Source organism: Stenotrophomonas sp. GZD-301, assembly GCF_049310345.1.
Taxonomy (GTDB): Bacteria; Pseudomonadota; Gammaproteobacteria; order Xanthomonadales; family Xanthomonadaceae; genus Stenotrophomonas.
Map to the genome: position 1 here is coordinate 22658 of NZ_JBMOWY010000054.1, position 26087 is coordinate 48744.

The 26087-nt window shown below is 68.0% G+C and carries 23 protein-coding genes; 10 read left to right on the top strand and 13 right to left on the bottom strand.

The window, feature by feature from the left end:
* Positions 1–90 precede the first annotated feature (90 nt).
* Positions 91–1593 carry an aldehyde dehydrogenase gene (locus tag ACO6VK_RS14685; protein WP_422508349.1) on the top strand — a complete coding sequence of 501 codons (1503 nt, stop codon included), beginning with the start codon at positions 91–93 and terminating at the stop codon, positions 1591–1593.
* 106 nt (positions 1594–1699) lie between these two features.
* Positions 1700–2974, top strand: a complete 1275-nt coding sequence (locus tag ACO6VK_RS14690) for an MFS transporter (protein WP_422508351.1) — start codon at positions 1700–1702, stop codon at positions 2972–2974.
* Here the strand turns inward: ACO6VK_RS14690 and ACO6VK_RS14695 are convergent, their stop codons facing one another.
* The 3 genes from ACO6VK_RS14695 to ACO6VK_RS14705 all read right to left on the bottom strand — a co-directional run bounded on the left by ACO6VK_RS14695 (position 2975) and on the right by ACO6VK_RS14705 (position 6564).
* Complete coding sequence (locus ACO6VK_RS14695) at positions 2975–3436, bottom strand: bacteriohemerythrin (protein ID WP_411850508.1); 462 nt, start codon at positions 3434–3436, stop codon at positions 2975–2977.
* A gap of 70 nt (positions 3437–3506) precedes the next feature.
* Positions 3507–4859, bottom strand: a complete 1353-nt coding sequence (locus ACO6VK_RS14700; RefSeq protein WP_422508354.1) for a GGDEF domain-containing response regulator — start codon at positions 4857–4859, stop codon at positions 3507–3509.
* A gap of 118 nt (positions 4860–4977) precedes the next feature.
* On the bottom strand, positions 4978–6564 hold the full coding sequence (locus tag ACO6VK_RS14705; RefSeq protein WP_422508356.1) for an MASE1 domain-containing protein: 1587 nt from the start codon (positions 6562–6564) through the stop codon (positions 4978–4980).
* 253 nt (positions 6565–6817) lie between these two features.
* On the opposite strand from ACO6VK_RS14705, the gene ACO6VK_RS14710 reads away from it, so the two are divergent.
* Entirely contained in the window at positions 6818–7345 is a 528-nt protein-coding gene (locus ACO6VK_RS14710) for a hypothetical protein (RefSeq protein WP_422508358.1), read from the top strand.
* 79 nt (positions 7346–7424) lie between these two features.
* Here ACO6VK_RS14710 and ACO6VK_RS14715 read toward each other — a convergent pair whose 3' ends face one another.
* The gene (locus ACO6VK_RS14715) at positions 7425–8948 is read right to left on the bottom strand and encodes an MASE1 domain-containing protein (RefSeq protein WP_422508360.1); all 1524 of its coding nucleotides are present in this window, start codon (positions 8946–8948) and stop codon (positions 7425–7427) included.
* 291 nt (positions 8949–9239) lie between these two features.
* Entirely contained in the window at positions 9240–10526 is a 1287-nt protein-coding gene (locus tag ACO6VK_RS14720; RefSeq protein WP_422508362.1) for an NAD(P)/FAD-dependent oxidoreductase, read from the bottom strand.
* A 141-nt stretch (positions 10527–10667) separates the two neighbouring features.
* Here ACO6VK_RS14720 and ACO6VK_RS14725 point away from each other — a divergent pair, with 141 nt between their 5' ends.
* The 7 genes from ACO6VK_RS14725 (at position 10668) to ACO6VK_RS14755 (ending at position 18562) form a co-directional block, all read left to right on the top strand.
* A complete protein-coding gene (locus ACO6VK_RS14725; protein ID WP_422508364.1) occupies positions 10668–11426 on the top strand; it encodes a gamma-glutamyl-gamma-aminobutyrate hydrolase family protein in 759 nt (252 codons plus the stop codon).
* The gene (locus tag ACO6VK_RS14730; RefSeq protein ID WP_422508366.1) at positions 11423–12820 is read left to right on the top strand and encodes a glutamine synthetase family protein; all 1398 of its coding nucleotides are present in this window, start codon (positions 11423–11425) and stop codon (positions 12818–12820) included. The genes ACO6VK_RS14725 and ACO6VK_RS14730 overlap by 4 nt, the downstream gene beginning before the upstream one ends.
* Before the next feature lie 135 nt (positions 12821–12955).
* Complete coding sequence (locus ACO6VK_RS14735) at positions 12956–14059, top strand: polyamine ABC transporter substrate-binding protein (RefSeq protein ID WP_422508368.1); 1104 nt, start codon at positions 12956–12958, stop codon at positions 14057–14059.
* 133 nt (positions 14060–14192) lie between these two features.
* Positions 14193–15326, top strand: coding sequence for an ABC transporter ATP-binding protein (locus ACO6VK_RS14740; RefSeq protein ID WP_422508370.1), 1134 nt, complete (start codon positions 14193–14195; stop codon positions 15324–15326).
* Positions 15323–16234, top strand: a complete 912-nt coding sequence (locus ACO6VK_RS14745; protein ID WP_422508372.1) for an ABC transporter permease subunit — start codon at positions 15323–15325, stop codon at positions 16232–16234. Before ACO6VK_RS14740 ends, ACO6VK_RS14745 begins: the two co-directional genes overlap by 4 nt.
* On the top strand, positions 16231–17076 hold the full coding sequence (locus ACO6VK_RS14750; protein WP_422508374.1) for an ABC transporter permease subunit: 846 nt from the start codon (positions 16231–16233) through the stop codon (positions 17074–17076). The genes ACO6VK_RS14745 and ACO6VK_RS14750 overlap by 4 nt, the downstream gene beginning before the upstream one ends.
* Positions 17077–17197: 121 nt before the next feature.
* Positions 17198–18562 (top strand): NAD-dependent succinate-semialdehyde dehydrogenase, encoded by a 1365-nt coding sequence (locus ACO6VK_RS14755; RefSeq protein WP_422508376.1) that lies wholly within the window; start codon positions 17198–17200, stop codon positions 18560–18562.
* A gap of 83 nt (positions 18563–18645) precedes the next feature.
* Here ACO6VK_RS14755 and ACO6VK_RS14760 read toward each other — a convergent pair whose 3' ends face one another.
* The 8 genes from ACO6VK_RS14760 to ACO6VK_RS14795 all read right to left on the bottom strand — a co-directional run bounded on the left by ACO6VK_RS14760 (position 18646) and on the right by ACO6VK_RS14795 (position 25626).
* Positions 18646–19644 (bottom strand): magnesium and cobalt transport protein CorA, encoded by a 999-nt coding sequence (locus ACO6VK_RS14760; RefSeq protein WP_422508378.1) that lies wholly within the window; start codon positions 19642–19644, stop codon positions 18646–18648.
* Between the two features lie 15 nt (positions 19645–19659).
* Positions 19660–20922: a DUF4105 domain-containing protein gene (locus ACO6VK_RS14765; protein ID WP_422508380.1), complete on the bottom strand. Its 1263-nt coding sequence runs from the start codon at positions 20920–20922 to the stop codon at positions 19660–19662.
* 8 nt (positions 20923–20930) lie between these two features.
* Positions 20931–21812: an HlyC/CorC family transporter gene (locus ACO6VK_RS14770; protein WP_422508382.1), complete on the bottom strand. Its 882-nt coding sequence runs from the start codon at positions 21810–21812 to the stop codon at positions 20931–20933.
* A 64-nt stretch (positions 21813–21876) separates the two neighbouring features.
* The gene (locus ACO6VK_RS14775; protein WP_422508384.1) at positions 21877–22467 is read right to left on the bottom strand and encodes a hypothetical protein; all 591 of its coding nucleotides are present in this window, start codon (positions 22465–22467) and stop codon (positions 21877–21879) included.
* Between the two features lie 13 nt (positions 22468–22480).
* Complete coding sequence (locus tag ACO6VK_RS14780) at positions 22481–23191, bottom strand: hypothetical protein (RefSeq protein WP_422508386.1); 711 nt, start codon at positions 23189–23191, stop codon at positions 22481–22483.
* A 3-nt stretch (positions 23192–23194) separates the two neighbouring features.
* Entirely contained in the window at positions 23195–23680 is a 486-nt protein-coding gene (ybeY, locus tag ACO6VK_RS14785) for an rRNA maturation RNase YbeY (RefSeq protein WP_411850526.1), read from the bottom strand.
* A 56-nt stretch (positions 23681–23736) separates the two neighbouring features.
* Complete coding sequence (locus ACO6VK_RS14790; protein ID WP_422508389.1) at positions 23737–24603, bottom strand: hypothetical protein; 867 nt, start codon at positions 24601–24603, stop codon at positions 23737–23739.
* 39 nt (positions 24604–24642) lie between these two features.
* Positions 24643–25626 (bottom strand): PhoH family protein, encoded by a 984-nt coding sequence (locus tag ACO6VK_RS14795; RefSeq protein WP_422508391.1) that lies wholly within the window; start codon positions 25624–25626, stop codon positions 24643–24645.
* Positions 25627–26087 lie beyond the last annotated feature (461 nt).

Sequence of the window (26087 nt, forward strand, 5' to 3'; positions counted from 1 at the left end):
GGTCACGACTCTATCGCAGACGCGTCACGACGTGCCGTGAGGGCCGCGGGTATAAACCCGGTAGCCCACCCGATCGAACGAGGAGCCTCCATGACCGCCGCACGCACCCGCGCCGACTGGCAGCGCCAGGCCGATGGCCTGCACATCCCCGACCAGGCGTTCATCGACGGGCGCTACGTCGACGCCGCCAGCGGCGCACGCTACGCCTGCATCAGCCCGATCGACGGCCGTGTGCTGGCACAGGTGGTTGATGCCGACCACCTCGACGTGGACCGTGCCGTGGCCGCCGCGCGGCGCAGCTTCGAGGCCGGCCACTGGTCGCGGGCCGCCCCGGCGCAGCGCAAACAGGTGCTGCTGCGGCTGGCCGAGCTGGTCGAACGCGATGCCGACGAACTGGCGCTGCTGGAGACCCTGGACATGGGCAAGCCGGTGCGGGACGCGCGCCAGGGCGACCTGGCGGGGGTGCTGCGCTGCCTGCGCTGGACGGCCGAGGCGGTGGACAAGGTCTACGGCGAGGTGGCGCCCACGGCGCTGGATACGCTGGGGCTGATCACCCGCGAGCCGATCGGCGTGGTGGCGGCGATCGTGCCCTGGAACTTTCCGCTGCTGATGGCCTGCTGGAAGATCGCCCCGGCCCTGGCTGCCGGCAATTCGGTGGTGCTCAAACCGTCCGAGCGCTCGCCACTGAGCGCGCTGCGGCTGGCGGCGCTGGTGGCCGAAGCGGGCGTGCCCGACGGGGTGTTCAACGTGCTGCCGGGCCACGGGCAGCGCACGGGTGAGCCGCTGGCGCTGCACATGGACGTGGACGCGCTCGCGTTCACCGGTTCCACCGCCGTCGGCCGGCGGCTGCTGCAGTGCGCGGGGCAGTCCAACCTCAAGCGGACCTGGCTGGAATGCGGCGGCAAGAGCCCGAATCTGGTGTTTGCCGATGCACCGGACCTGGACACGGCCGCGCAGGCCGCCGCCACCGCGATCTTCTACAACCAGGGCGAGGTCTGCACGGCCGGCTCGCGCCTGCTGGTGCAGCGTTCGATCAAGGACGCGTTCGTGGCGCGGGTGCTGGCCTACGGGCGGCACATGCAGCCGCAGCATCCGTTCGAGCCGGACGCCGCGATGGGCGCGCTGGTCGACGCCGCCCACGCCGACAGCGTGCTCGAGCACGTGGCGCGTGGTGAAGCCGAGGGCGCCCGCCTGCTGCTGGGCGGCCGGCGGGTGGAGGTGGTGGCCGGCGGCAGCTACGTCGAGCCCACCGTGTTCGACGAGGTCGATCCGCAGCACGCCATCGCCCGCGAGGAAATCTTCGGTCCCGTGCTCGCGGTGATTCCCTTCGACCATGAGGCCGATGCGCTGCGCCTGGCCAACGATTCGGTGTATGGCCTGGCCGCAGGCGTATGGACGCGCGACCTGGGCCGTGCGCACCGCGTGGCGCGCGGCCTGCGCGCCGGCAGCGTCTGGGTCAACCAGTGGGATGGTGGCGACATGACCGCGCCGTTCGGCGGATACAAACAGTCCGGCATCGGTCGCGACAAGTCTCTGCATGCCTTCGACAAGTACACCGAGCTGAAGGCCACCTGGATCCATCTGGGGGCGTGAACCCCCGCGGCGGGCGTCGGCGGCGGACAGTCACGTCTGCAACCATCGTCCCGCCGCAGGCAACGGGCGTGGCAGAATCCGGCAGCTGCCCCTTTTCGTGTGCCCGATGTCGACTCCTGCCGCACCTGCCGTCAATTCGCCCCGCCGTGTGCTGCTGGCCAGCCTGATCGGCACCACCATCGAGTTCTTCGACTTCTACATCTACGCCACGGCGGCGGTGCTGGTGTTTCCGCACCTGTTCTTCCCCGACAGCAGCGACGGTGCGGCCCTGCTGCAGTCGCTGGCGACCTTCGCGGTGGCGTTCATCGCGCGGCCGGTTGGCTCGGCAGTGTTCGGCCACTACGGCGACCGCATCGGCCGCAAGGCCACGCTGGTGGCTGCGCTGCTCACGATGGGCGTATCCACGGTGCTGATCGGGGTGCTGCCCACGCATGCCAGCATCGGCCTGTGGGCGCCGGCGCTGCTGGCGCTGTGCCGGTTCGGCCAGGGCCTGGGGCTGGGCGGGGAGTGGGGCGGGGCGGTGCTGCTGGCCACCGAGAACGCGCCGCCCGGCAAACGCGCCTGGTACGGCATGTTTCCGCAGCTGGGCGCGCCGCTGGGCTTCCTGCTGTCGGCCGGCGTGTTCCTGCTGCTCGGCCGCGCGATGAGCGATGCCGACTTCCTGCAGTGGGGCTGGCGCGTACCGTTCCTGGCCAGCTCGCTGCTGGTCGCGGTCGGGCTGTGGGTGCGCCTGAACATCCACGAGACGCCGCAGTTCCAGGCCGCGCTGGACCGCAACGAACGGGTGCGCCTGCCGATGTGGACGGTCATCACCGCACATCCGATGACCCTGCTGCTGGGCACACTGGGGGCGTTCGCCACCTTCGTGCTGTTCTACCTGATGACCGTGTTCACCCTCGGCTACGGCACGACCGTGCTGCACTATGCGCGCGAGGATTTCCTGCTGCTGCAGATGGCCGGCATCCTGTTCTTCGCCGCTGGCATCCCGTTGTCCGCGCGCTACGGCGACCGCTGGGGCACGCGGCGCACGATGATCGTCGCCAGCGGCCTGATCCTGGCGTTCGGCGTGCTGTTCGCGCCGCTGTTCCAGGCCGGCAGCCCGTGGATGGTGCTCGCCTTCCTGTCGCTGGGCCTGTTCCTGATGGGCTTGACCTACGGCCCCTGCGGCACCTTCCTGGCCGAGATCTATCCGGTGCAGGTGCGCTACACCGGGGCGTCGTTGTCGTTCAACCTGGCCGGCATCCTCGGCGCGGCGCCCGCGCCGTACGTGGCCACCTGGCTGGCCGAACGCTTCGGCCTGGTGGCGGTGGGCTACTACCTCTGCCTGACCGCGCTGGTCACCATCGTCGCGCTGCTGGCGATGGGCCGCCGCGGGCGCTGATCAGCGGAAGAACCGCTTCAGCGTGCGGCCCAGCCAGCTGCCCTGCTGGTGCTCGCGGGCGAACTGGTTGAGGTGCTGCTTGACCTGCGGCGCATAGGCCTTGTCGTCGCCACGGATGTGGTTGAACAACCAGCGCGACAGCATCGTGCGCAGTTCATCGGTGATGTCCTCGCCGGCCTGGAAACGCAGCCGGTACTCGGCCACGCGCTTGCCGAAGATTTCGTGCACGCGCTTGTGCGCGGCGCAGAACGGATAGCCGGCTTCCTCCATCAGCTCCTCCTCGAAAGCGAAGTGCGACATGGTGTAGTCCACCAGCTCGTCGATCACCTCGGCCACCGCCAGTCGCTCCAGGCTCTTCTGCGCGACATGCAGGTGGTTGAGCATCTCCACGATGCGCATGTGCTGGTGGTCGATGACCTCGATCCCGATGTTGAGATCGTCCTGCCAGACCAGAAGTGCCATGATGCGTTCCCTGTGCTTTTCAACTGGGCACGACTCTAGGCACGACGCGGCCGGGCCGCGTTGATCTCGATCAAGGCGCCAACGCGGGTTCGCGCGCGCGGGCGTTGGTGCTGGTGGCCACCGTGGTGCAGTTGACCCGGTTGCGACCGCCGGCCTTGGCCAGGTAGAGCTGGCGGTCGGCTTCGGAAATCAGCCGATGCAGCGAGTCGCGCTGCGGGCGCAGGCAGCACAGGCCGATGCTGACGGTCATGCGCAGGGTGGTCTCGCCCAGGTTCACCTCCAGCGCGGCGATGGCCTGGCGCAGCCCCTCGAAGTAGGTCATGGCCGCCTCCTGGTCCAGCCCCGGCACCAGCAGGCAGAACTCCTCCCCACCGAACCGCGCGATCAGGTCCTGGTCGCGCGCGTGCGCGGCCACGGCGGCGGCCACCGCGCGCAGCGCATCGTCGCCGGCTTCGTGGCCGTGGGTGTCGTTGATGTGCTTGAAATGGTCGATGTCGATCATCGCCACCGCCACCTGTTCGCCGTCCAGGTGCAGCTGCGGCAGCTGGCGCTGGCTCTGTTCCAGGAAGCAGCGGCGGTTGGGCAGGCCGGTGAGGAAATCGCGCGTGGCCAGGTCCTGCAGGGTGCCGATCAGTTCCAGCTGGTCCACGTTCTGCGAGACGCGGCAGAAGAACTCTTCGCGCGAAAACGGCTTGCGCAGGAAGTCGTTGGCGCCGTTCTTGAGGAAGCGCGGAATCAGCGACGGATCGGTGTTGCCGGAAATGCCGATCACCGCGACCTTGTCGCGCGAGCGCAGCGTGCGCAGGCGGCGGGTGAACTCCACGCCTTCCATGCCCGGCATTTCCTGGTCCACCACCGCCAGGCGGATCGCCGGGTGCGCTTCGATCGCCTTCAGGCCCTCGGCACCGTCGGCGGCCTCGTACACGTCGTGGCCGTACATGCGCAGCAGCGAGGCGGCGTACATCCGTGCGGAGAGCGAGTCGTCCACCACCAGCGCGGCGATGCGCCGGTTGCGCTCCAGCCGCTGCACCAGCCACACCAGGTAGTCGATGCTGCCGGGAGTGTTCTTGAGCACGTAGTCGATGATCTGCTGCTGCAGCACACGCTTGCGCAGGTCTTCATCGTAGACCCCGCTGACCACCACCGTGGGCAGCCCGCGCGACAGGAAGAATTCCACCACCCCGTCGCGGTCGCCATCGGCGAGCACCAGGCCGGTCAGGACCAGGAACCAGCCCTGTTCCTCGTCCAGCAACCGGCCTGCCTCGGCCAGGCTGGTGGCCACCGACACCGGCAGCTCCAGACGCTGTTCGATCGCCTCGCGCAGCATGCTGGTGAACGTGCGCGAGTTTTCCACCAGCAGGATCCGCTGGGGCAAAGCATCACCGGGGTCGCTGTCGAAAGCGCCCTGCAACAGTGCCGGCATGAGGCGTACGCTCGGAGTCGAGTGGGTCGGCAGGGATAGCGGCCATTTCATATGAAACTTTAGGCGCGCCTGCCGGCCGGCGGAAGTGGCCAACGGTCGCAGCGTGGCGCGCCACGGGTCAATGGCCCGCCACGGTGCTGCTCCTGGCCGGCGCAGCGACCGGCATCTCCAGCAGGACCAGCCGGACCCGGTTGCCGCGGCACTGCACCACGCCGCCGTAGGCCAGCGCGCGTGCGGTCAACCGCGCGGCAAGCAGGGCGGTGGTCGCCTCGGACAGATGCCGCCGGGTGTCCAGCAGTGCCACGGACAGGAAGATGCCGCGCCGCCCTCGCAGGTGGCCACAGCGTGCGCGGAGAAGGAGCTGCCCGGTTTCATGTTCGAGCAGCAGCGACACCGCATCGGTCAACGTGCGGTAGGCGGCCAGCTGCAGGCCGATGGTCAGTTGGCAGGGGTCGCCGGCCAATCGGGGCCGGGCGATGCGGTGGGTCTGGTCCCACGCCTCGCGAACACCGCCGGTCTGCAGTGCCAGGTACAGCCCGAGCTGTTCGAGCGCGGTGGGATAGACCATGCTGGCCAGTGCGCGGAACTCGCGCGAATGCGCGGCCGAGGTCTGTTCGAGCCGGCTGGCCGCGTCGTGGTGGCCATGCGCGTTCAGCCAGTCCATGACGTCGCCAAGGGAGAGGTCCATTCCCTCGCCGATCCGGCGCAGGTGCAGCGCCCGGTCGCGCAGCTCCATCTCGCTTGCGATCAGCGAGCTGCGGGTCGAGGCGACCACCCTGCGCTCATCCACGTCGCGCGAACGATGCTGGCGCCGGTAATGGCTGATGATGGACCCCAGTGCCAGCAAGGCGATGCTGATGACCGCCATGCTCTGCTGCATGGCAAATGTCGCTGCATCGAACGAGCCCGGCGTGCCGGTGCTGGGCGTGGTGAAGTGGACCAGCAGCGTCAGCAGCGGCACACCGATCGCGGCGCCACGCCACCCATGCAGGCAGGTCAGCGCGATGGCCGGCAAGGCCATCAGCAGCAGTACGCCGGTCCGTGCCCCGGCGGCGCCGGGCGGCGTTAGCGTGGAGGCCAGCGCAAGTGCCCCCATCACCACCATCAACGCGACCGTGGGCACCACCAGCCGCGGGTTCCAACCGGGGGCAAGGTGTCGCCGTGACCAGAGCAGGGCGAGTGGGGCGAGGGCCAGAATGGCGAGGAAGTCGCCGAGGGCGTAGCGTATCGCGGCCGCTGTCCACGGGGTGGTCGGGGGCGTCGGCCAGAGCAGGTAGGGGAGGGCGACCTTCAGCACCGTGGCCACGACGGCGGCGCCGGCGGCCACCGGGAGCAGCCACGCCTCCGAGGGGGGCCGCATCCAGTGACGGTGCAGGTAAACGACCAGCGCCACGGCCGGCATCAGGGAGGCCGAGCCCAGTACGACCCACGGCAGCCCGTAGCCGTCGATCATCGGGATGCGCATGTGGGCGAAGTACGCGTATTCCCCCAGAATCAGGTATCCCCACAGGCGTGGCGGACAGAGCAGCAGGGCGGCGACGCGAATGCCGGCAGGCAGGTAGAACTGGTCCAGCGAATACTGGCGCGCGGTCCAGCAGGCCAGGGCATACAGCACGGCAAGCGCCATTCCCGTCGGCTGGAAGTGAAGGCGCAGTTGCAGGCCGTTGTTCCACCAGTCCAGCCCCACATCGTCCCTGCGGTTCATATCAGGCCGGTACCGGGTTCATGCGGCGATCCATCAAGGCGCGTGGCGTGTCCGCAGGGGACAGTAGCGACATAACCGCGTGCGTGCAATGCGGGGCTGCAGTACGCGCCGTCTGCCCGGCGGTTATGTCGCCATCGTCCCGCGCGGCCACCCACCCGGTCCCGGTATATGCCCGCCACCACGCGCCCGGGGCCGGATATCCGGCCTCGGCATGGCGCCTGGCGGTCCCGATGCATATGCTGGGCACGTCGCTATGCTTCACGATCCGCAGCGTAGTGCGGCGACGATGCTGTTTTCATGGATGCTGTTCGTCATTCTCAATAAGGAGGTGCCTGTGCGATTTTCCCGCTCTCATGGTGTGGTATTGAGTCTAGCTCTGCTTTCCCTTCCGGCAATTGGCATGGCAAGTTGCTGTCTTGACGACGGAAACGGAAAGCCCTTGGCGAAAAGCGGATTGGGGGAATCCCTTCCGGTCGCGGAGAATCTGAGCCACAACCCGAACTGGCTTGTGTACGGTTTCGAGCGCGATGGCATTGCGTATTACCAGGTCAACGATCTTGCCGGCCAGGTGCGCGTGATCGTCGGCCACGCCGGCGATCAGTTCTGGACGTTGCCTGCCGGCCGGATCGCGGCGCGGACGTCGTTGCCGTCGCGTCGCCTGGCGGTGCCGGCGGCGGCGGTGCGGTACGTGGTGTACCAGCAGGCGGACTTCGCGCTCGTCGTCTACGGTGACGGCGCCGATGCCGTGTGGTCGGTCGAGCCGACCGGGCAGGGCCGTTGACTGGCGCGTAATCCAGCGCACGGTGCCGCGGGTGGCCACGGTCACCCGCGGCGTTGACTGCCCGGCCCGGACGGTTGGATCAGGCAGGATTGTAGTGCGACGTCTCGTACCGGGGCGCCATCCTGCCGTGAACCGGCGGGGTCGCCGCCTCCACCAGCACCATGCGGATGCGGTTTCCGCGGCACTGCACGGTGCCGCCATACGCCAGCGGGCGCGCGGTCAACCGCTCGAGCGCCATCGTCACGGTCTCCCCGGAGAGCGGACGGTGCCTGTCCAGCAGCGCCACGCTGACCAGAATGCCGCGTTGCCCACCCAGCTGGCCACAGCGTGCGCTGACGCGGATCTGCCCGTATTCGTTCCTGAGCAGCAGCGACACCGCCTCGGTCAACGTACGGTACGTCGCCAGCTGGAGGCCAACGCTCATCTGGCAGGGGTCGCCGGTCAGGTGTGATGCGACCACGCGATGGCTGGTGTCCCAGGCCTCGCGGATGCCGCCGGCCTGCAGCACCAGATACAGCCCAACCTGCTCCAATGCGGTGGGATAGACCATGCTGGTCTTCTCACGGAACTGGCGGGAGTGGGCTGCGGACGCATCCAGCAGCCTGGCCGCCGGCTCGTTGTGACCGTGCACGCGCAGCAGCGCGACGGCTTCGGTGATGGAATCCTCGATGTTGTCGGCAATGCGCCGGAGGTCGAGCGCGCGCTCACGCAGATCCATTTCATTGGCCAGGTGCGCATTGCGGGAGACCGACACCGCGTGTTCCCCATCGCGCGCCCGGGCGGCGTACTGATGGTAGTAATGGGTAATGCGCGAGCCCAGCACGAGCAGGGCGGTACAGGCCACCGCGATGAGCTGCTGGGTCATGAAGGTACGCGCGTCGTAGGAACCGGGCAGGCCGGTGCTCGGCGTAGTCGCGTTGATGATGAGGTTGAGCAGCGAGACGCCGATGGCCGCCCCGCGCCAGCCGTGCATGCAGGTCAGCACGATGACCGGCACTGCCATCAGCAGCTGGAGGCTGGTCTTGGCGGCGGCCGCTGCTTCCGGCAGCAGCGCGGCGAACACCCCGATCGCCAGCAGTGAAGCCAGCGATGCGACCGTGGCCGGACGGCGCCACACGTTCCAGTCGTAGGGCGTGCTGCGCCTGGCCCAGAGCAGCGCAAGCGGGGCGAGCGTGAGAATCCCGATGTAATCGCCCAGCGCATACCGTACGGCGCTGGTGAGGAACGGGTTGGCCGGTGGGATCGGCCAGAGGAGATGGGACAGGCTGAGCTTGATCAGCGCGGTGAGTACGGCTGCACAGGCGGCCACGGAGAGCAGCCATGTTTCCGAGGTGACCTGCATGCGGCGGCGATGCAGCTGGACCACCAGCGCCACAGCCGGCATCAGGCACGCCGAGCCCAGTACGACCCAGGCCAGGCCGTACTTGTCGATCATCGGGATACGTACCTGGGCGAAATAGGCGTATTCGCCGAGGATGAGATAGGCCCACAGACGCGGCGGGCACACCAGCAGCGCGGCGACACGGACGCCGGCCGTCAGATTGAACTGGTCAATGGAATACTGGCGTGCTGCCCAGCAGACGAGGGCATATACCGCGGCCAAGGCAAGGCCAACGGGCCGAATGCGCAGGTTCAGTTGAAGTCCGTTTCTCCACCAATCCAATCGTGCGACTCCCCTGCGTGTCGTATGAAGCCGCTATTCCGTCGCGGCGGAAAATCCATCCAGGCAGCACTCCCTCAAGACGGGACAGTATCGGCAGATTCCAGGGGTTGCAATCGCGAGGTGAAATTACCTGCGTTTTTGTGAAGTGAATCGTGCGTTGCCGTGTGAAATGTGACGTAATCATCAGTATGTAAGCGTGAATGAATTGACGCATTTCACATTCACATCCGATCACCACAACGCGTCGCGCAGTTTGTACCAGGACATCGCCGCCACCAGCAGCGGGGTGCGCAGCGCACGGCCCCCCGGGAACCGGCGGTGCGGAATGCGGGCAAATACGTCCAGCCGCTCCGCCTGCCCGGCAATGGCCTCGGCCAGCACCGCGCCGGCCAGCCCGGCGGCGGCCACGCCGTGACCGGAGAATCCCTGCGCGTAGTACACGTTCGGGTCCAGGCGGCCCCAGTCCGGCGCACGGTTGCGGGTGATGTCGATCAGGCCGCCCCAGACGTACTCCATGCCCACATCGGCCAGTTGCGGGAACACCTTGTGCATGCGCCGCGTCATGACCCCGCGTAGGCCCGGCGGCGGCAGTGCCGAGTAGCTGGCCCGCCCGCCGAAGAGCAGGCGGTGGTCGTGGCTGAGGCGGAAGTAGTCCAGCGCCCAGCTCACGTCGGCCACCGCCATGTCGTTGCGGATCAGCGCCTGCGCGCGCGCCTGCCCCAGCACCTCCGAGGCGCCGATGTAGGTCCCCACCGGCATGATCCGCGCTTCCTGAGCCGGCGCGATGCCCTGCAGCAGGGCGTTGCCGGCGATCACCACGTGGCTGGCGCTGACGCTGCCGACGGCGGTGCGCAGCCGCGGGCGCGTGCCCCGTTCCAGCCGCAGCACCGGCGAGTGCTCGTGGATGACCGCGCCGGCGCACGCCGCCGCGCGTGCCAGGCCCTGCGCATAGGCCAGCGGATGCAGGTGGCCGCTGGCAGCATCGAACATCGCCCCGCGATAGCGCGGACTGTCCAGCTGCTGCTGGAGCTGGTCCCGGTCCCACCACTGCAGTGGATAGTCGTAGCGTTCGGCCAGTGCGATCAGGCCCGCGCGCACCGCGCGTTCCTGGCGAGCGTTGATCGGCACGCTGGCATGGCCATCGCGCCAGTCGCACTGGATCTGGTGGCGCTGGAGGCGATCGCGCAGCAGGCGCATGCCGTCACGCGAAAAATCGAACAGCAGGCGGGCGTCGGCAGGGCCGACCAGGCGTTCCAACGTGTCCACTTCGCAGCCGTAGCCGACGATGGCCTGGCCGCCATTGCGTCCGGATGCGCCCCAGCCGACCCGCTGCCCTTCGAGCACGATCACCCGATAGCCGCGCTCGGCCAGCGCGAGCGCGGCGGACAGGCCGGTGTAGCCGGCACCCAGCACGCAGACGTCGGCCACGTGGTCGCCGCGCAGCGGCGCGTGGGCGGCCACGGGCGGCACGCTGTCGGCGTACCAGCTCGGGGCATGCGCGACGGCGGTGCCGCTCATGCGTGGCACCGGCAGGGGATGGGGGGAACGTCAGTCATGCGCACAGCATGCCAGCAACGCCGGCAACGCATCGTGGAGGGCGCGCTTGCGCGGCCCGCGCGTGCCGGCGTACCGTGCAGCCAGGTCATCCGAGCACGTTGCATGGACCCGTCACCCTGGGTCGGCCTGCCCACCGACAGCCTGCTGCTGGGCCATCACCGGTTTGCGATGGCGGGCGAAAAGTACGTGCAGGCGCTGGTCCAGGCGGCCGGCGTGGTGCCGGTGCTGCTGCCGAGCCTGCAACCGCCGCTGCCGGCCGGGCCGTGGCTGGACCGGCTGCAGGGTCTGCTGCTGACCGGTGCGGTCAGCAACATCGAACCGCACCACTACGAGGGCCCGCCGTCCTGGCCCGGCAACCCGCACGACCCGGCGCGCGATGCCACGGCGTTCGCGCTGCTGTCGGCGGCGCTGGCACGCGACCTGCCGGTGCTCGCCATCTGCCGGGGCTTCCAGGAACTGAATGTCGTGCTGGGGGGCAGCCTGCATCCCTGCGTGCAGGCGGTGCCGGGAATGCGGGATCATCGCGAGGACCCCACCGCCCCGGTGGACGTACAGTACGGACCGGCCCACAGTGTCGCGCTCACACCGGGCGGCTGGCTGGCCGGATGGGCCGGCGCGGACACGGCGAGGGTCAATTCGGTGCACGGGCAGGGCATCGACCGGCTCGCGCCCGGCCTGCAGGTCGAGGCACGCGCGCCGGACGGGCTGATCGAGGCCGCGCGCAGTCCGGCGCACCGGTTCGTCCTCGGCGTACAGTGGCACCCGGAATGGCGTGTCGCCAGCGATGCGTTCTATCACGGTATTTTCCGTGCGTTCGGCGATGCTTGTCGCCGCTACTCCTCTACAGCAGACCGGTCATGACCACCCGAACGCGCTCGCGCAAGAAAACCGCCACGCCGCCCGTCCCGCAGGAAAGCGTGCTGCTGCGCTGGCTCAAGGACCGGCGCATCACCGAGGTGGAGTGCCTGGTGCCGGACATCACCGGCAACGCGCGCGGCAAGATCATTCCGGCCGACAAGTTCTCCCATGACTACGGGACGCGGCTGCCCGAGGGCATCTTCGCCACCACCGTGACCGGCGAGTTCCCGGACGACTATTACGAACTGACCTCGCCGTCGGATTCGGACATGATCCTGCGGCCGGACCCGGACACGGTGCGCATGGTGCCGTGGGCAACCGATCCGACCGCGCAGGTGATCCACGACTGCTACACCAAGACCGGCCAACCGCACGAGCTGGCCCCGCGCAACGTGCTGCGGCGGGTGCTGGACGGCTATACGGCACTGGGCCTGCGCCCGGTGGTGGCGCCGGAGCTGGAGTTCTTCCTGGTGCAGAAGAACACCGACCCGGACTTCCCGCTGCTGCCGCCCGCCGGCCGCTCGGGACGTCCGGAAACCGCACGCCAGTCCTACTCCATCGATGCGGTCAACGAGTTCGATCCGATCCTCGACCTGATGTACGACTACTGCGACGCGATGAAGCTGGACGTGGACACGCTGATCCACGAATCCGGTGCGGCGCAGCTGGAGGTCAATTTCACCCACGCCGATGCGATGGACCTGGCCGACCAGGTGTTCCTGTTCAAGCGCACCATGCGCGAGGCGGCGATGCGTCACGGGGTGTACGCCACCTTCCTGGCCAAGCCGATGGAGACCGAGCCGGGCAGCGCCATGCACATACACCAGAGCCTGATACGGATCAGCGACGGCCAGAATGTGTTCAGTGGCGACAACGGCGGCGAAGACTTCAGCCCGATCTTCGGCCACTACCTGGCCGGCCTGCAGAAGTATGTGCCGATGGCGATGGCCTTCTTCGCGCCCAACGTGAACTCGTACCGCCGGCTGGTGTTCGGCGAGGTGTCGCCGAGCAACGTGCATTGGGGCTTCGACAACCGCACCTGCGGGCTGCGCGTGCCGATGGACACCCCGGAGAACATGCGCGTGGAGAGCCGCTTTGCCGGTTCGGACGCCAACCCGTACCTGGCGATGGCCGCGACGCTGGCGGCCGGCCTGCTCGGCATCCGCGAGCAGGGCTCGCCGACCGCGCCGATCGGCGGCAGCGCCAAGGAGCTGGGCTACGACCTGCCGCGCTCGCTGGGCGAGGCGCTGGACGGGCTGGAAGGCTGCCCGGAACTGCGCGAGATGCTTGGCGAGCGCTTCTGCCGGGCCTATGTCTCGGTCAAGCGCAAGGAGTACGAGACCTTCTTCCGGGTGATCAGTTCGTGGGAGCGCGAGTTCCTGCTGCTCAACGTCTGAGTGCCGCCACGCGCCCGGTGCGGCAAGGCCGTGAGGGCCGCGTGCTGGGAAAATGGGCGCGCGCCCGGTAGGCTGGCACCCGTCTTGCCGGTCCGGCCGGTTCCCCCATCTCGCACCTGACCTGTGGAGAGTCCGATGAAGCTGCGAATCCTCACCCTCGGCATTGCCGTATCCCTGCTCAGCGCCTGTGGCGGCGGCAAACAGGAAGACGCCAAGGTGCTGAACGTCTACAACTACAGCGATTACATCGCCGAGAACACCATTCCGGACTTCGAGAAGAACACCGGCATCAAGGTGACCTACGATGTGTTCGACAGCGATGAAATGGTCGAAACCAAGCTGCTGGCCGGCGACAGCGGCTACGACGTGGTGGTGCCGACGCTGAACTTCTTCGGGCGCCAGATCAAGGCCGGCGTGTTCCTGCCGCTGGACAAGAGCAAGATTCCGAACCTGGGCAACCTCGACCCGGAGATGATGAAGCGCATCGCCCAGCAGGATCCGGGCAACCAGTACGGCGTGCCCTACATGATCGGCACCACCGGCATCGGCTACAACGTGGAGCTGCTCAAGCAGCGCTTCGGGGGCAGCACCGAGATCGCCAACAGCTGGGATCTGGTGTTCAAGCCGGAGAACATCGCCAAGATGAAGGACTGCGGCGTGACCATCCTGGACACCCCGTCGGACATGATCCCGATCGCGCTGCACTACCTGGGCGAAGATCCGCACAGCAACGACCCGGCCACCCTGCAGAAGGCCGCCGCGCTGCTCAAGAGCATCCGCCCGTACGTGCAGAACTTCCACTCCTCGCAGTACGTGGGCTCGCTGGCCAACGGCGGTACCTGCCTGGTGGTGGGCTGGTCCGGTGACATCATCCAGGCCCGCGACCGTGCCGCCGAGGCCGACAACGGCGTCACCGTGGCCTATTCGATCCCGCGCGAAGGCGCCCCGCAGTGGTTCGACATGCTGGCCATCCCCAAGGATGCCAAGCACCCCGAGGCCGCCTACGCCTTCATCAACTACCTGCTCGAACCCAAGGTCGCCGCGGCCAACACCAACTTCATCCACTACGCCAACCCGGTGACCACGGCCACGCCGCTGGTGGACGCGGCCATCCGCAACGACCCGACCATCTACCCGCCGGCCGACGTGGCCGCCAAGATGTTCACCTACTCGATCAACACCCCGGAAGCGGACAAGCTCTATACGCGGCTGTGGACCGAGGTCAAGACCGGGCGCTGAACCGCCCCCGTCCGGTACGCCCCTTCAACCGCCGGCCCTGTGCCGGCGGTGTCGGTTGCGGCCCATGACGCCGCCGCGACCGTTAAAATGGGATCCTCCCCCCCGTCCCGCCGTGCTCCCGGAGCCGCTCCCCATGCCATTAGAAGCCAAGCCGGAAGGCGAGGTCGTGCCGGTCCTCGAACCGGGCTATCTGTCCATCCGCGCGCTGCGCAAGGAGTTCGACGGCTTCGTCGCGCTTGACGACGTCAGCCTGGACGTGAAGAAGGGCGAGATCTTCGCCCTGCTGGGCGGGTCGGGCAGCGGCAAGTCGACCCTGCTGCGCTGCCTGGGCGGCTTCGAGACGCCCACCGCGGGCAGCATCGACCTGGACGGCCAGCGCATCAACGCGCTGCCGCCGTACCAGCGCCCGATCAACATGATGTTCCAGTCCTACGCGCTGTTCCCGCACATGACCGTGGAACAGAACATCGCCTTCGGCCTGAAGCAGGACGGGCTGACGCGCGATGCGATCCGCACGCGCGTGGGCGAGATGCTGGAGCTGGTGCAGATGGGCAGGCTGGCCAAGCGCAGGCCGCACCAGCTCTCCGGCGGCCAGCAGCAGCGTGTGGCGCTGGCACGGTCGCTGGCCAAGGGGCCCAAGCTGCTGCTGCTGGATGAGCCGATGGGCGCGCTGGACAAGAAGCTGCGGTCGCAGATGCAGCTGGAACTGGTCAACATCATCGAGACCTCCGGGGTGACCTGCGTGATGGTCACCCACGACCAGGAAGAGGCCATGACGATGGCCACCCGCATCGCGGTGATGGATGCCGGCTGGATCCAGCAGGTCGGCAAGCCGGACGAGATCTACGAGCAGCCCGCCAACCGCTTCGTCGCCGAGTTCATCGGCTCGGTGAACCTGTTCGACGGGGTCATCGACGAGGACCTGCCGGAGTACGTCACCGTGCGCACCCCGCTGTTCCCGGCCCCGATCTACGTCGCCCACGGCATCACCGGTTACGAAGGCCAGCCGGTCGCCTTCGCGCTGCGGCCGGAGAAGGTGATGATCGGCAAGGACGAGCCGGACGGTGCCACCAACAAGGCCCAGGGCGTCATTGAGGAAATCGCCTACTTCGGCAGCCATTCGGTGTACCACGTGCGCCTGCCGAGCGGCGCCAAGGTGCTGTCCAACTTCGCCAACTCGCAGCGCTGGGCCAGCGACGGGCTGACCTGGGGCGACAGCGTGTGGGTGCATTGGCGCGACAACGACGGCGTGGTGCTCACCGCATGAACGCCACCGGCTGGAAGCGTTGGCTCCCCGGCACGCGCAGCGGCGTGATCGCCGCGCCGTACCTGTGGCTGCTGCTGTTCTTCGCGGTGCCGTTCGTGATCATCCTGATGATCTCCTTCGCGCGCACGCAGGTGGGCTCGCCGCCGTACACGTGGCTGCTCGAATACGTGGACGGGGCGTTCTCGCTCAAGCTCAACCTTGGCAACTACGCCGCGCTGGTGAAGGACAACCAGTACGTGCTGGCGTACCTGAGCTCGATCAAGATCGCGCTGATCTCCACGCTGCTCACGCTGCTGATCGGCTACCCGATGGCGTATGTGATCTCGCGGATGTCGCCGGCCGCGCGCAACGTGGCGATGATGCTGGTGGTGCTGCCCTCGTGGACCTCGTTCCTGATCCGCGTGTATGCGTGGATCGGCATCCTGGACCGCAACGGCCTGCTCAACCAGTGGTTGATGAAGCTGGGCCTGATCGATGCGCCGCTGCAGATCCTGTACACCCCGACCGCCGCGTACATCGGCATCGTGTACTGCTACCTGCCGTTCATGGTGCTGCCGCTGTACGCCAATCTGGTCAAGCTTGACCATCGCCTGCTGGAGGCGGCGTACGACCTCGGCGCCAAACCGTGGCGCGCGTTCCTCAGCATCACCCTGCCGCTGTCGCGCAGCGGCATCATCGCCGGCTGCATGCTGGTGATGATCCCGGCGGTGGGCGAATTCGTGATTCCCGAGATGCTCGGCGGGCCGGACACGCTGATGATCGGCCGGGTGCTGTGGGGCGAATTCTTCAACAACCGCGACTGGCCCACGGCCTCGGCGGTGGCGATCGTGATGCTGGCGCTGCTGCTGGTGCCGATCCTGGTCTTCAACCGCTTCCAGCAGCGCGAGCTGGAAGGGAAACTGTCATGAGCATGGTGCGCGGCAACCGCTGGCTGGGCTGGGGCGTGCTGGGGCTGGGCTTTGCCTTCCTGTACCTGCCGATCCTGCTGTTGATGGTGTATTCCTTCAACGCCTCCAAGCTGGCCACGGTGTGGTCGGGCTTCTCCACCCGCTGGTACGGGGAGCTGTTCAACAACCGGCAGATCCTGGATGCGCTGTGGATCAGCCTGGAAGTGGCGTTCTGGACCGCCACCGCCGCCACTGTGCTGGGCACGATGGCAGCGATGGTGATGACCCGTTTCCGGCGGTTCCCGGGCAAAACCGTGTTCGGGGCGCTGATCACCGCGCCGCTGGTGATGCCCGAAGTCATTCTCGGCTTCTCGCTGATGACCCTGCTGGTGTCGATGGGCGGCATTCCCGGCTTCCCGAGCCGCGGCGTGGTCACGATCTGGATCGCGCATGTCACCTTCACCCTGTCGTTCGTGACGGTGGTGGTGTCCTCGCGCCTGCAGGAACTGGACCGTTCGCTGGAAGAGGCCGCGATGGACCTCGGGGCAGGGCGCCTGAAGGTGTTCTTCCAGATCACGCTGCCGATCATCGCACCGGCGCTGGTGGCCGGCTGGCTGCTCGCCTTCACGCTGTCGCTGGACGACGTGGTGATCGCCAGTTTCGTGGCGGGCCCCAACTCCACCACGTTGCCGATGAAGGTGTTCGCCTCGGTGCGCATGGGCATCAAGCCGGAGATCAATGCCCTGGCCACGCTGATGGTGCTGGCGGTATCGGTGGCGGCCGTGATCGGCTGGTACATCACCGCCCGCGGCGAGAAACGCCGCCAGCGCGACCTGCAGATGGCGCTCCAGGACAAGGGGTAGCGCCGGGCGCTGCACGGCCGCGACGCTGTGTCGCATCCGCGCTGCCGTCCCGGCCAGCTCCGGCAACATCCGGCTCACAGGGGCGGGCGCAGAATGGCGGTCTGTCTTCCGGAGTACCACGATGACCGTTGAAATCGTCAATCCCGCGACCGGCCAGGTCACCTACCGCCACGAACTGCTGGATGCCGCCGGGATCGAACAGCGCCTGGCGGCGGCGGCCACCGCCTTCCCGCTGTGGTCGGCGCGCTCGCTGCAGGAGCGTGGCGGCATCCTGCGCGGCATCGCCGCGCAGCTGCGCGCGCGCAGGGACGACATCCAGCAGGCGATGACCAGCGAAATGGGCAAGCTCAAGGGCGAGGCGCTGGCCGAGATCGAGAAGTGTGCGCAGGCCTGCGAGTACTACGCCGACCACGCCGCCGACTACCTCAAACCGCAGCTGATCGACACCGAGGCCCAGCGCAGCTATGTGCGCTACGAGCCGATCGGCTGCGTGTTCGCGGTGATGCCGTGGAACTTCCCGATCTGGCAGGTGTTCCGCTTCCTCGCCCCGGCCTTCATGGCCGGCAATGTGGCGCTGCTCAAGCACGCCAGCAACGTGCCGCAGTGCGCCGACCTGATCCTGGCCGTGTGCCGCGATGGCAGCCTGCCCGACGGTGTATTCGATGTGCTGCACATCGACAACGACCAGGCGGCCGAGGTGTTGCGTGACAGGCGGGTCAAGGCAGTCACGCTGACCGGCAGCGAACGCGCCGGGCGCTCGATCGCCGCCAATGCCGGTGACCAGCTCAAGAAGTGCGTGATGGAGCTGGGCGGCAGCGACGCGTTCGTGGTGCTCGATGACGCAGATCTGGACAAGACCGTTGCCGCGGCGGTGAAGTCGCGGTTCGACAACAGCGGGCAGACCTGCATCGCCGCCAAGCGCTTTGTGGTGGTCGATGCGATCGCCGATGCCTTTGTGGCGAAGTTCGTCGCGGCGGCCGCCGAACGCGTCTATGGCGACCCGCAGAACGCCAAGACCACCCTGGCGCCGATGGCGCGTGCCGACCTGCGTGATGAGCTGCACAAGCAGGTGCAGGCCAGCGTGGCCAAGGGCGCCACCGTGCTGCTTGGCGGCGAGCCGGTGGCCGGTTCCCACGCCGGTTACCCGGCCACCATCCTCGACCATGTGGCGCCGGGCATGCCGGCCTATGACGAAGAGCTGTTCGGGCCGGTCGCCGCGATTCTGCGCGTGCGCGACGATGCCGACGCGCTGCGCGTGGCCAACGACACCACCTTCGGTCTCGGTGGCAGCGTGTGGAGCGGCGATCCGGTGCGTGGCGAAGCGATCGCCAAGCGTCTGGAATGCGGCGCCGCGTTCGTCAACGCCATCGTCAAGAGCGATGCGCGCCTGCCGTTCGGCGGCACCAAGCGGTCCGGCTTCGGCCGCGAACTGGCCGACCACGGCATCCATGAGTTCATGAACATCAAGACCGTCTACGTCGCTTGATGGACGGGTGTCGCCAGGCCTGACGGGTGGGGCTGGCCAGACCTGATGGGTAGGTACCGACCGTTGGTCGGTACACCCTCGCCTTACAGCCAGCGGACCCGCTTGAACAGGCGATACAGGCCCACGCACACCGCGCCCACCCCGATGATCATCGCCGGGTAGGCCCACGGCTTGTCCAGCTCGGGCATGTGGGTGAAATTCATGCCGTACCAGCTGGTGATCAGGGTCGGGGCCGCCAGCAGGGCGGCCCACGCGCCCAGGCGCTTGACCGTCTCGCCCTGGGCCAGCGTCACCAGCGACAGGTTCACGCTCAGTGCGGTGCCCAGCATCTCGCGCAGTGTGTCGATCACATCGCTGATCCGCACCGCATGGTCGTGCACGTCGCGCAGGTACAGCTTGACTTCGTCCGGCACCAGCTCGCCCTGGTAGCGCTTGATCTGCGAGAGCATGTCCTGCAGCGGGGCCACCGCCATGCGCATCTTGTTGAGTTCGCGCTTGAGTTCGTACAGCCGCACCACGGTCTGACGCTTGTAGCGGTCGGCGAAGATGTCCTTCTCCAGCAGCTCCAGCGTGTCGCGGTAGCGCTGGGTGATGGGCAGGTAGTTGTCGACCACGAAGTCCAGCACCGCGTACAGGCAGTACGACGGGCCCATGCGGCGCAGCAGGTCCGGCTCGCGTTCCACCCGCGCGCGCGGCGCGGCGTAGGACAGCGACGCGCCGTGGCGCACCGTGACCAGGAAGCGCGGGCCGAGGAAGGCATGCGTTTCGCCGTACTGGATGCGCTCGTCCACCATCTGCGCGGTGGTCACCACCACGAACAGCGAATTTCCGTACGCCTCCACCTTCGGCCGCTGGTGCGCGTTGCGTGCATCCTCGATGGCCAGCGAGTGCAGGCAGAACTCTTCCTGCAGCTTCAGCAGCACGCTGTCGTCGGGCTCGTACAGGCCTACCCAGACGAAGCCGTTGCCGCTTTCGATCACGTCGCTGATCGCGTCCAGGCTGATGTCGTGGCGCTTGCCCTGGTCATCGTAGTGAACGCAGTTGATGACGCAGGCGGGATTGTCGATCGGTACGGTCTGCATGGCGGGCATCGTGCGTCAGCGGGGGGTGACGGGCAGGTCACGGCGGCCCAGCACCCAGGCCAGGGCGATGTGGATCGGGAGCAGCAGTACGATCCACTGCAGGTTGTACTGCGCCTGCAGGGTCAGCCAGTGCAGGACCAGGCCCAGCCCGGACAGCAGCGCCACCGCCCACAGCACGACGCGGAAGCCGCGCCACGGCTGGCGGCCGCGCAGCAGGCTGATGGCGCCGGGCAACAGCAGCAGGCACAGCGGCGAGAGCTGCAGCAGGTTGCGGTTGGCCCACGCCGCCTGATGTGCGCTGAAGCCCCACAGGTAGGTCAGCAGTGCACCGGCAATGCCGCAGAACAGCCAGAACGGCAGGGCGATACCGCCCAGCCAGCGCCGCCGCGCCCGCAGCGCCACCACGCCGGCAGCGGCGATCAGGCCACACAGCAGCCACGGCCACCAGCGGCGCGCCGATTCGGCCGGCTCCGGGGCGATCCGGTGCGGCAGCAGCACCTGCTCGGCCTGCACCAGCGGGCGCCCGTCGCTGTTGCGGGCCTGGCGCAGCGCATCGGCCAGCCGCATCGGCACGAACGCTTCCTGCCAGCGCGACAGCGGCGCATCGGCGAACGGCCCCAGCCCGATATCGAAGCCCAGCCACATCCACGGCGACGGCGAGGCCAGCCGCACCGATTCACTGCGGTAGGTATTGCCGCGCGAGCGCCCGGACAGTTGCGAATGCAGCCCGCCGCCGAGGGCCTGGTCGACCGCGTCGCGCACCATCGTGGCGCAGTTGGCGGTGTAGTAGTCGTAGTGGTAGCGCGCGTTCTCCGGCTTGGCGCGCTCGGCCAGCGAAGCGGCCAGCGTGCGCGCCTGCTGCGGGTCCAGGTCCAGCCACTGGATGCTGGCGCCGCGGCCGCTGTCGCGGTAATAGGACAGGTCCTGCTCCAGCGGCAGCGCCACCAGGTAGTACATCATCTCGCCGCGCACGAAGCGGCCGATGAAGTCCGGTTCGGACGGATCGAAGTAGCCGAAATTGTAGGACGTGGCCGCGCCGGTCACCGGGTCCACGACCACCAGTGCATCGTGGCCGAAACGCTCGAAGAAGATTTCGCCCGGCTGCATGGTCACTACGCCGATGCGCGGCGGGGCCGAGGCGGCGTCAGCGGCGACAGGCGCCGGCGGCGGGGCAGGGGCGTCCTGGGCCAGCGCCATCGACGGCAGGCTGGCCAGGGCAAGAAGCCACGACAGGAACAACAGGCGGCACAACGGCCACCGCATCAGCAGGGGCCGCATGGCGTGGGTCAATCCTCGTCCTGTACGTCGGGGGCCAGCACGGTCACGTGGAAGGCCTGCACGCGGCGCGCATCGGCACGCGCCACCCGGAACACGAAGCGGTCCAGGGTCAGCTCGTCGCCGGTTTCCGGCAGGTGGCCGATGGCTTCGGTCACCAGGCCGCCGATCGTGTCGTAGTCGTCGTCGGGGAAGGTGGCACCGAACCGCTCGTTGAAATCCTCGATCGGGGTCAGTGCATCGACCACGTACTGGCCGTCGGCCTGGATCGCGATCTGCGCGGTGTGGTCCTCGGCCTCGTCGTGCTCGTCATCGATCTCGCCGACGATCTGCTCCAGCACGTCCTCGATGGTGACCAGCCCGGCGACACCGCCGTACTCGTCGACCACGATGGCCATGTGGTTGCGCGAGAGCCGGAACTCCTTGAGCAGCACGTTGAGCTTCTTGGCCTCGGGGATCAGCACCGCCGGGCGCAGCAGCTCACGGATGTTGGCCGGCCCGTTGTCGGCAACCACGCCGCGCAGCAGGTCCTTGGCCAGCAGGATGCCGAGGATGTCGTCCTTGTTGTCACCGTGGACCGGGAAGCGCGAATGGCCGGATTCGACCACCTGCTTCATCAGGTCCAGGAAAGGCGCTTCGACCGGCAGGGACACCATCTGCGAACGCGAGATCATCACGTCGCCGACGGTGAGCTCGGCTACCGAGATCGCGCCTTCCATCATGCGCAGGGTATCGGCGGCGATGAGGCCGTCTTCCTGTGCGGTGTGCAGGACCGCCACCAGCTCGTCGCGGGTGTGGGGTTCGCCGGAGAAGGCAGAGGTCAGGCGTTCAAGCCAGCTGCGCTTCTTCTCAATGTGCTCCGCGGAGGAGCTGCTACTGTCGTCTTCAGACATCTCTGGAAAAAAGGCACCCGGCGAGCCGGGCGTTGGATTTAGTCTAGCAGGATGCGCGGCGCTGTCAGCGCCCTCCGGCAGGGGCCGCATTCACCGACGGGACGGGCAGGGCGGACGGCGATTCCGGCGCCTCCTCCTCCGGCGGCAGGTCCAGGCTGTAGGTGCACCCGGCCAGGGTCTTGCCCGGGTGGGTCTTGACCGTGGACAGGCTCAGGATCACCGATTCGATCAGCGCTTCGCCGGTCGTCGGGTCGGTCACGTCGCGGCTGACCAGCTCGTGGCCGGCCATGAACTTTTCCGGGTTGTCGACGGCGGTCTCCAGCTTCAGGGTGCCGGCCAGGGCGCGCGGGTCGGCCAGGTCCAGGATCGCCATGATGCTGGCGCCGGCCACGGCGACGTACTCGGTGCGCTGGCCGAACACCGTCAGCGGGGTGGCCAGGCGGAACTCGGTCATGAACTGGTTGGTCTGCGGCAGCGGCTGCAGGCCGTTGGCCACGGCCTTGAGCGGGTCGGCGACCACCGCAGCCACGGCCGCGTAGTCGGCCACGCTCTGGCGGCATTCGATCAGGGCGGGCAGGTCGAGCAGGGGGGCGTCGGCGGCGCCGGCGGCCAGCGGCAGCAGGGCCATCAGGCCGATAGAGAGTCTGGACAGCATTACCACGGCTCCATCACGAACGGGCAAGGTCGGCAGGGGCACGCCGCCAGCGGCGGAACGCCCAGCCGACCGCGGTGAGCAGCAGGAACAGCAGCGTCCAGTGCGACAGCCAGGCCTGCACCCGCAACGCGCCTGCCACCGTCATCCACAGCGATGAACCGGCGGACGCCTGCTCCAGCTGCAGGGCCGCCGCAGGCAGCATGCGCACGCACAGCACCGCCAAGCCGAACAGGAAGCCCAACTGGGCAGCGCTGGCGCGGAAGAACGGCTGCTGCTCCGGCGTCGGACGGTCGCGGTGCAGCGCCCGGTACAGGGTGCGCCAGGCCGACGGCGCGGTCAGCGCGGCCACCAGCCCGAGCACCATCAGCGCACCGAATCCGCCCGGGCTGTGGCTCGGATCGGAGGGGTCGGACAGATAACGCGGCAGCACGAAACCGATCACCTGGGTGGCCACCAGGCTGGTGGCGCAGGTCAGGGCGGCGATGATGCGGATGCGGCGCTGCGTGGGCGCGCTCAACCGGGCCCAGGCGGCCCGGCCGCCACGACGCGCCGGTGCCAGCAGGGCCAGCGCCAGCACGGCCAGCACCGCGCAGATGCCGAAACGCACCTCACCCAGGCTGGCCGGCCCCAGCAGGAACACCAGCGCACAGCCCAGCAGCGCCAGTACGAACAGCGCCGCCGGCCACGGCGAGGGGCTGCGGTCGGACAACGGCTCGGCGCGCATGGCTCAGCGCTCGCCTGCGTAGGGGTCGGCGATGCCGAGTTCGGCCAGGATCTCGCGTTCCAGTTGTTCCATTGCGTCGGCTTCCTTGTCGTCTTCGTGGTCCCAGCCCAGCAGGTGCAGCACACCGTGCACGGTCAGGTGCGCGTAATGCGCGTTCAGCGCCTTGCCCTGTTCCTCGGCCTCGCGGGCCACCACCGGCGCACAGACCACCAGGTCGCCCAGCAGCGGGAACTTGACCCCCTTGGGCAGGCCCTCGGGCACGTCGGCAGGGAAGCTCAATACGTTGGTGGCGTAATCCTTGCCACGGTAGTGCCGGTTCAGCGACTGGCCCTCCTTGGCGTCGACCAGGCGGATGGCCAGGTCGGCTTCACGGATGCGGCCCTTCAGCGCGGCGGCCACCCATTTGCGGAAGCTCACCGCCGAGGGCAGCCCGGCACGGGGCAGGGCGTAGCTCACGGCGACATCGAGGCGGACAGGACCCTTGGTCATGGCGATACCGGCAATTCAGAACAGTCAGGAAGCGACAGTATCGCGCGTGCAGGCCGTCACTGCGACGTCCAGTCCGAGGCGTCGTAATGGATCGGGATGACATCGGCCCTGCGGGTGCGTTCGGCGATGCCTGCCTCTTCGGCCGAGGCGTAGCAGTTGTACCCCTTGTGCACCCTCCACTGGCGGCTCAGTTCGGCGGCGGACTGCGCCGGCGTCGCATTGACGTCGAGGTGGATGGTCGCGTTGGCGCAGCCGCCGACGTTGACCACCTGCATCGCCGGCACCAGGGCGCGCGCGGCGCGGTCGGCGAGTGCATCGAAGGCAGTGTCGGCCAGCAGCGTGCGGAAGGCCGAGACGCGCACCTTGACGTAGTACAGCTGCCGGTAGAACAGGTAGCCGTTGGAGAGCAGCGCCTGACGGCTGTTGGTGTGCTGCATGTCCAGGCGCAGCTTCTGCCCGCTCACCCGGTCCGGCCCGATGATCGCCGAGAGGGTTGCATCGTCGACCCCGCGCTGCGTAGTGGGCGCAGGAACATCGGCGGGGGAGAGCGCAAAGCCGGTCTGGCCGCGTTCCTCCAGCTGCGCATAGGTGCCCGCATCGACAGCGTGCTGCAGGTCCGTACGGAAGGCCTGCATGCCGGTGGCGAGCGCGTCGTCGGGCGCCATCCGCCCGGCGGCATAGACGTACACGCTGACCACCACATCCGGGTGTTCGGCCAGCCGATACTGGAAGCTGGCACCGGTCAGCCGCCTGCCCGGATCGTAGCTGCTGTGTTCCAGGGTGAAGCCGCCGGCTTCGCGCGGGGCAACGACATAGCTGGTGTCGACGAATGCCTGCGGTGCCGTGGGCACCTTGGCGGCTGCCGTGGCCACCGCCGCAAGCGACAGCAGCACGATGGCGAGCCTCTTCCCTTGATGAAACATGGCACTCCCTGTGCGCGCGGCGATGGGGAGAGTCTACGGCTACTCCGCGCCCGGTTTCACCTGCTGCAGGTCGCGGCGGTCGTAGGCACTGACGATGCGTGCCACCAGCGGATGGCGCACCACATCACGCGCCTCGAAGAAGGTGAAGCTCACGCCTTCGACGTCGCGCAGCACCTCGATGGCATCGCGCAGGCCGGACTTCACGTGCTTGGGCAGGTCGGTCTGGGTGAGGTCGCCGGTGACCACCGCGGTGGAGCCGAAGCCCAGCCGGGTCAGGAACATCTTCATCTGCTCCACGGTGGTGTTCTGCGCTTCATCCAGGATCACGAACGCATCGTTTAGCGTGCGTCCGCGCATGTAGGCCAGCGGCGCGATCTCGATGATGTTCTTTTCCAGCAGCTTGAGCACCTTCTCCACGCCGAGCATTTCGTACAGGGCGTCGTACAGCGGGCGCAGGTAAGGGTCGACCTTCTGGCTGAGGTCGCCGGGCAGGAAGCCGAGCTTCTCGCCGGCCTCGACCGCCGGGCGCACCAGAATCAGCCGCTGTACGCGCGATTCGTTGAGCGCTTCCACCGCACTGGCCACGGCCAGGAAGGTCTTGCCGGTGCCGGCCGGGCCGATGCCGAAGTTGATGTCGTGGGTGGTGATCTGGTGCAGGTAGCGCGCCTGGTTGGCGCCACGCCCGCGCACGGTGCCGCGTTTGACCTTGATCGCCACGTCCTGGGCCTCGTAGGCACGCTCCACCACGTGCTCGACGTTGGCCTGGTTCAGGCGCAGGTGGATGGCAGGCGCGTCGAAGCTCACCTCGGCCGCTTCGGCATACAACGCCTCGACCAGCGTCTGCGCCTCGTCGACCACCGCCTTCGGGCCGGTGATTCGGAACACATGCCCCCGGTTGGCGATCTCCACGCCGAGCTTGAGCTCGATCTGGCGCAGGTGCTCATCGAAGGGGCCGGCCAGGTTCGCGAGCTGCTCGTTGTTCTCCGGGGCCAGGGTGAAATCGCGTTGGGACAGTGCGGTCATTGCGTCTGGCGGCCCTCGATCCAGGGACCGGGCCGCGGGCAGGGAAAGGGTCTACAGGGTAGCGCGCGCTCCGGGTGCCTGCCAGCGTCGCCGGTTGTCCACACCGGGTGTGGAGGTCTCGTTGGCAAACCTGTGGATATCCACCGGCAGCCCTTGTGCGGGCAGGCCGGAACAGCCGTGGTGAAAAAACCGCCGGTCGCATTCCCGGTTGTCCACACAGGATGTGGACCTGGATGCGGTCAACCTGTGGATAGCGTGGGAAGCGCCTTGTGCCGCAGGGGATGTGGCCGGGTGGTCAGGAAATGACCAGCACGCCCCCGCATGCACGGCGGATTCACGTCAGGGATTTCTGACATTGGCGTAAGAATTGCACTAAGAGTTCGACCGGAACCCGTACGGGGCGGCCATCTGCGATATTCTTGCGCCGGGCAGACCGGTCGACGGATGCGTCCAGCGCACAG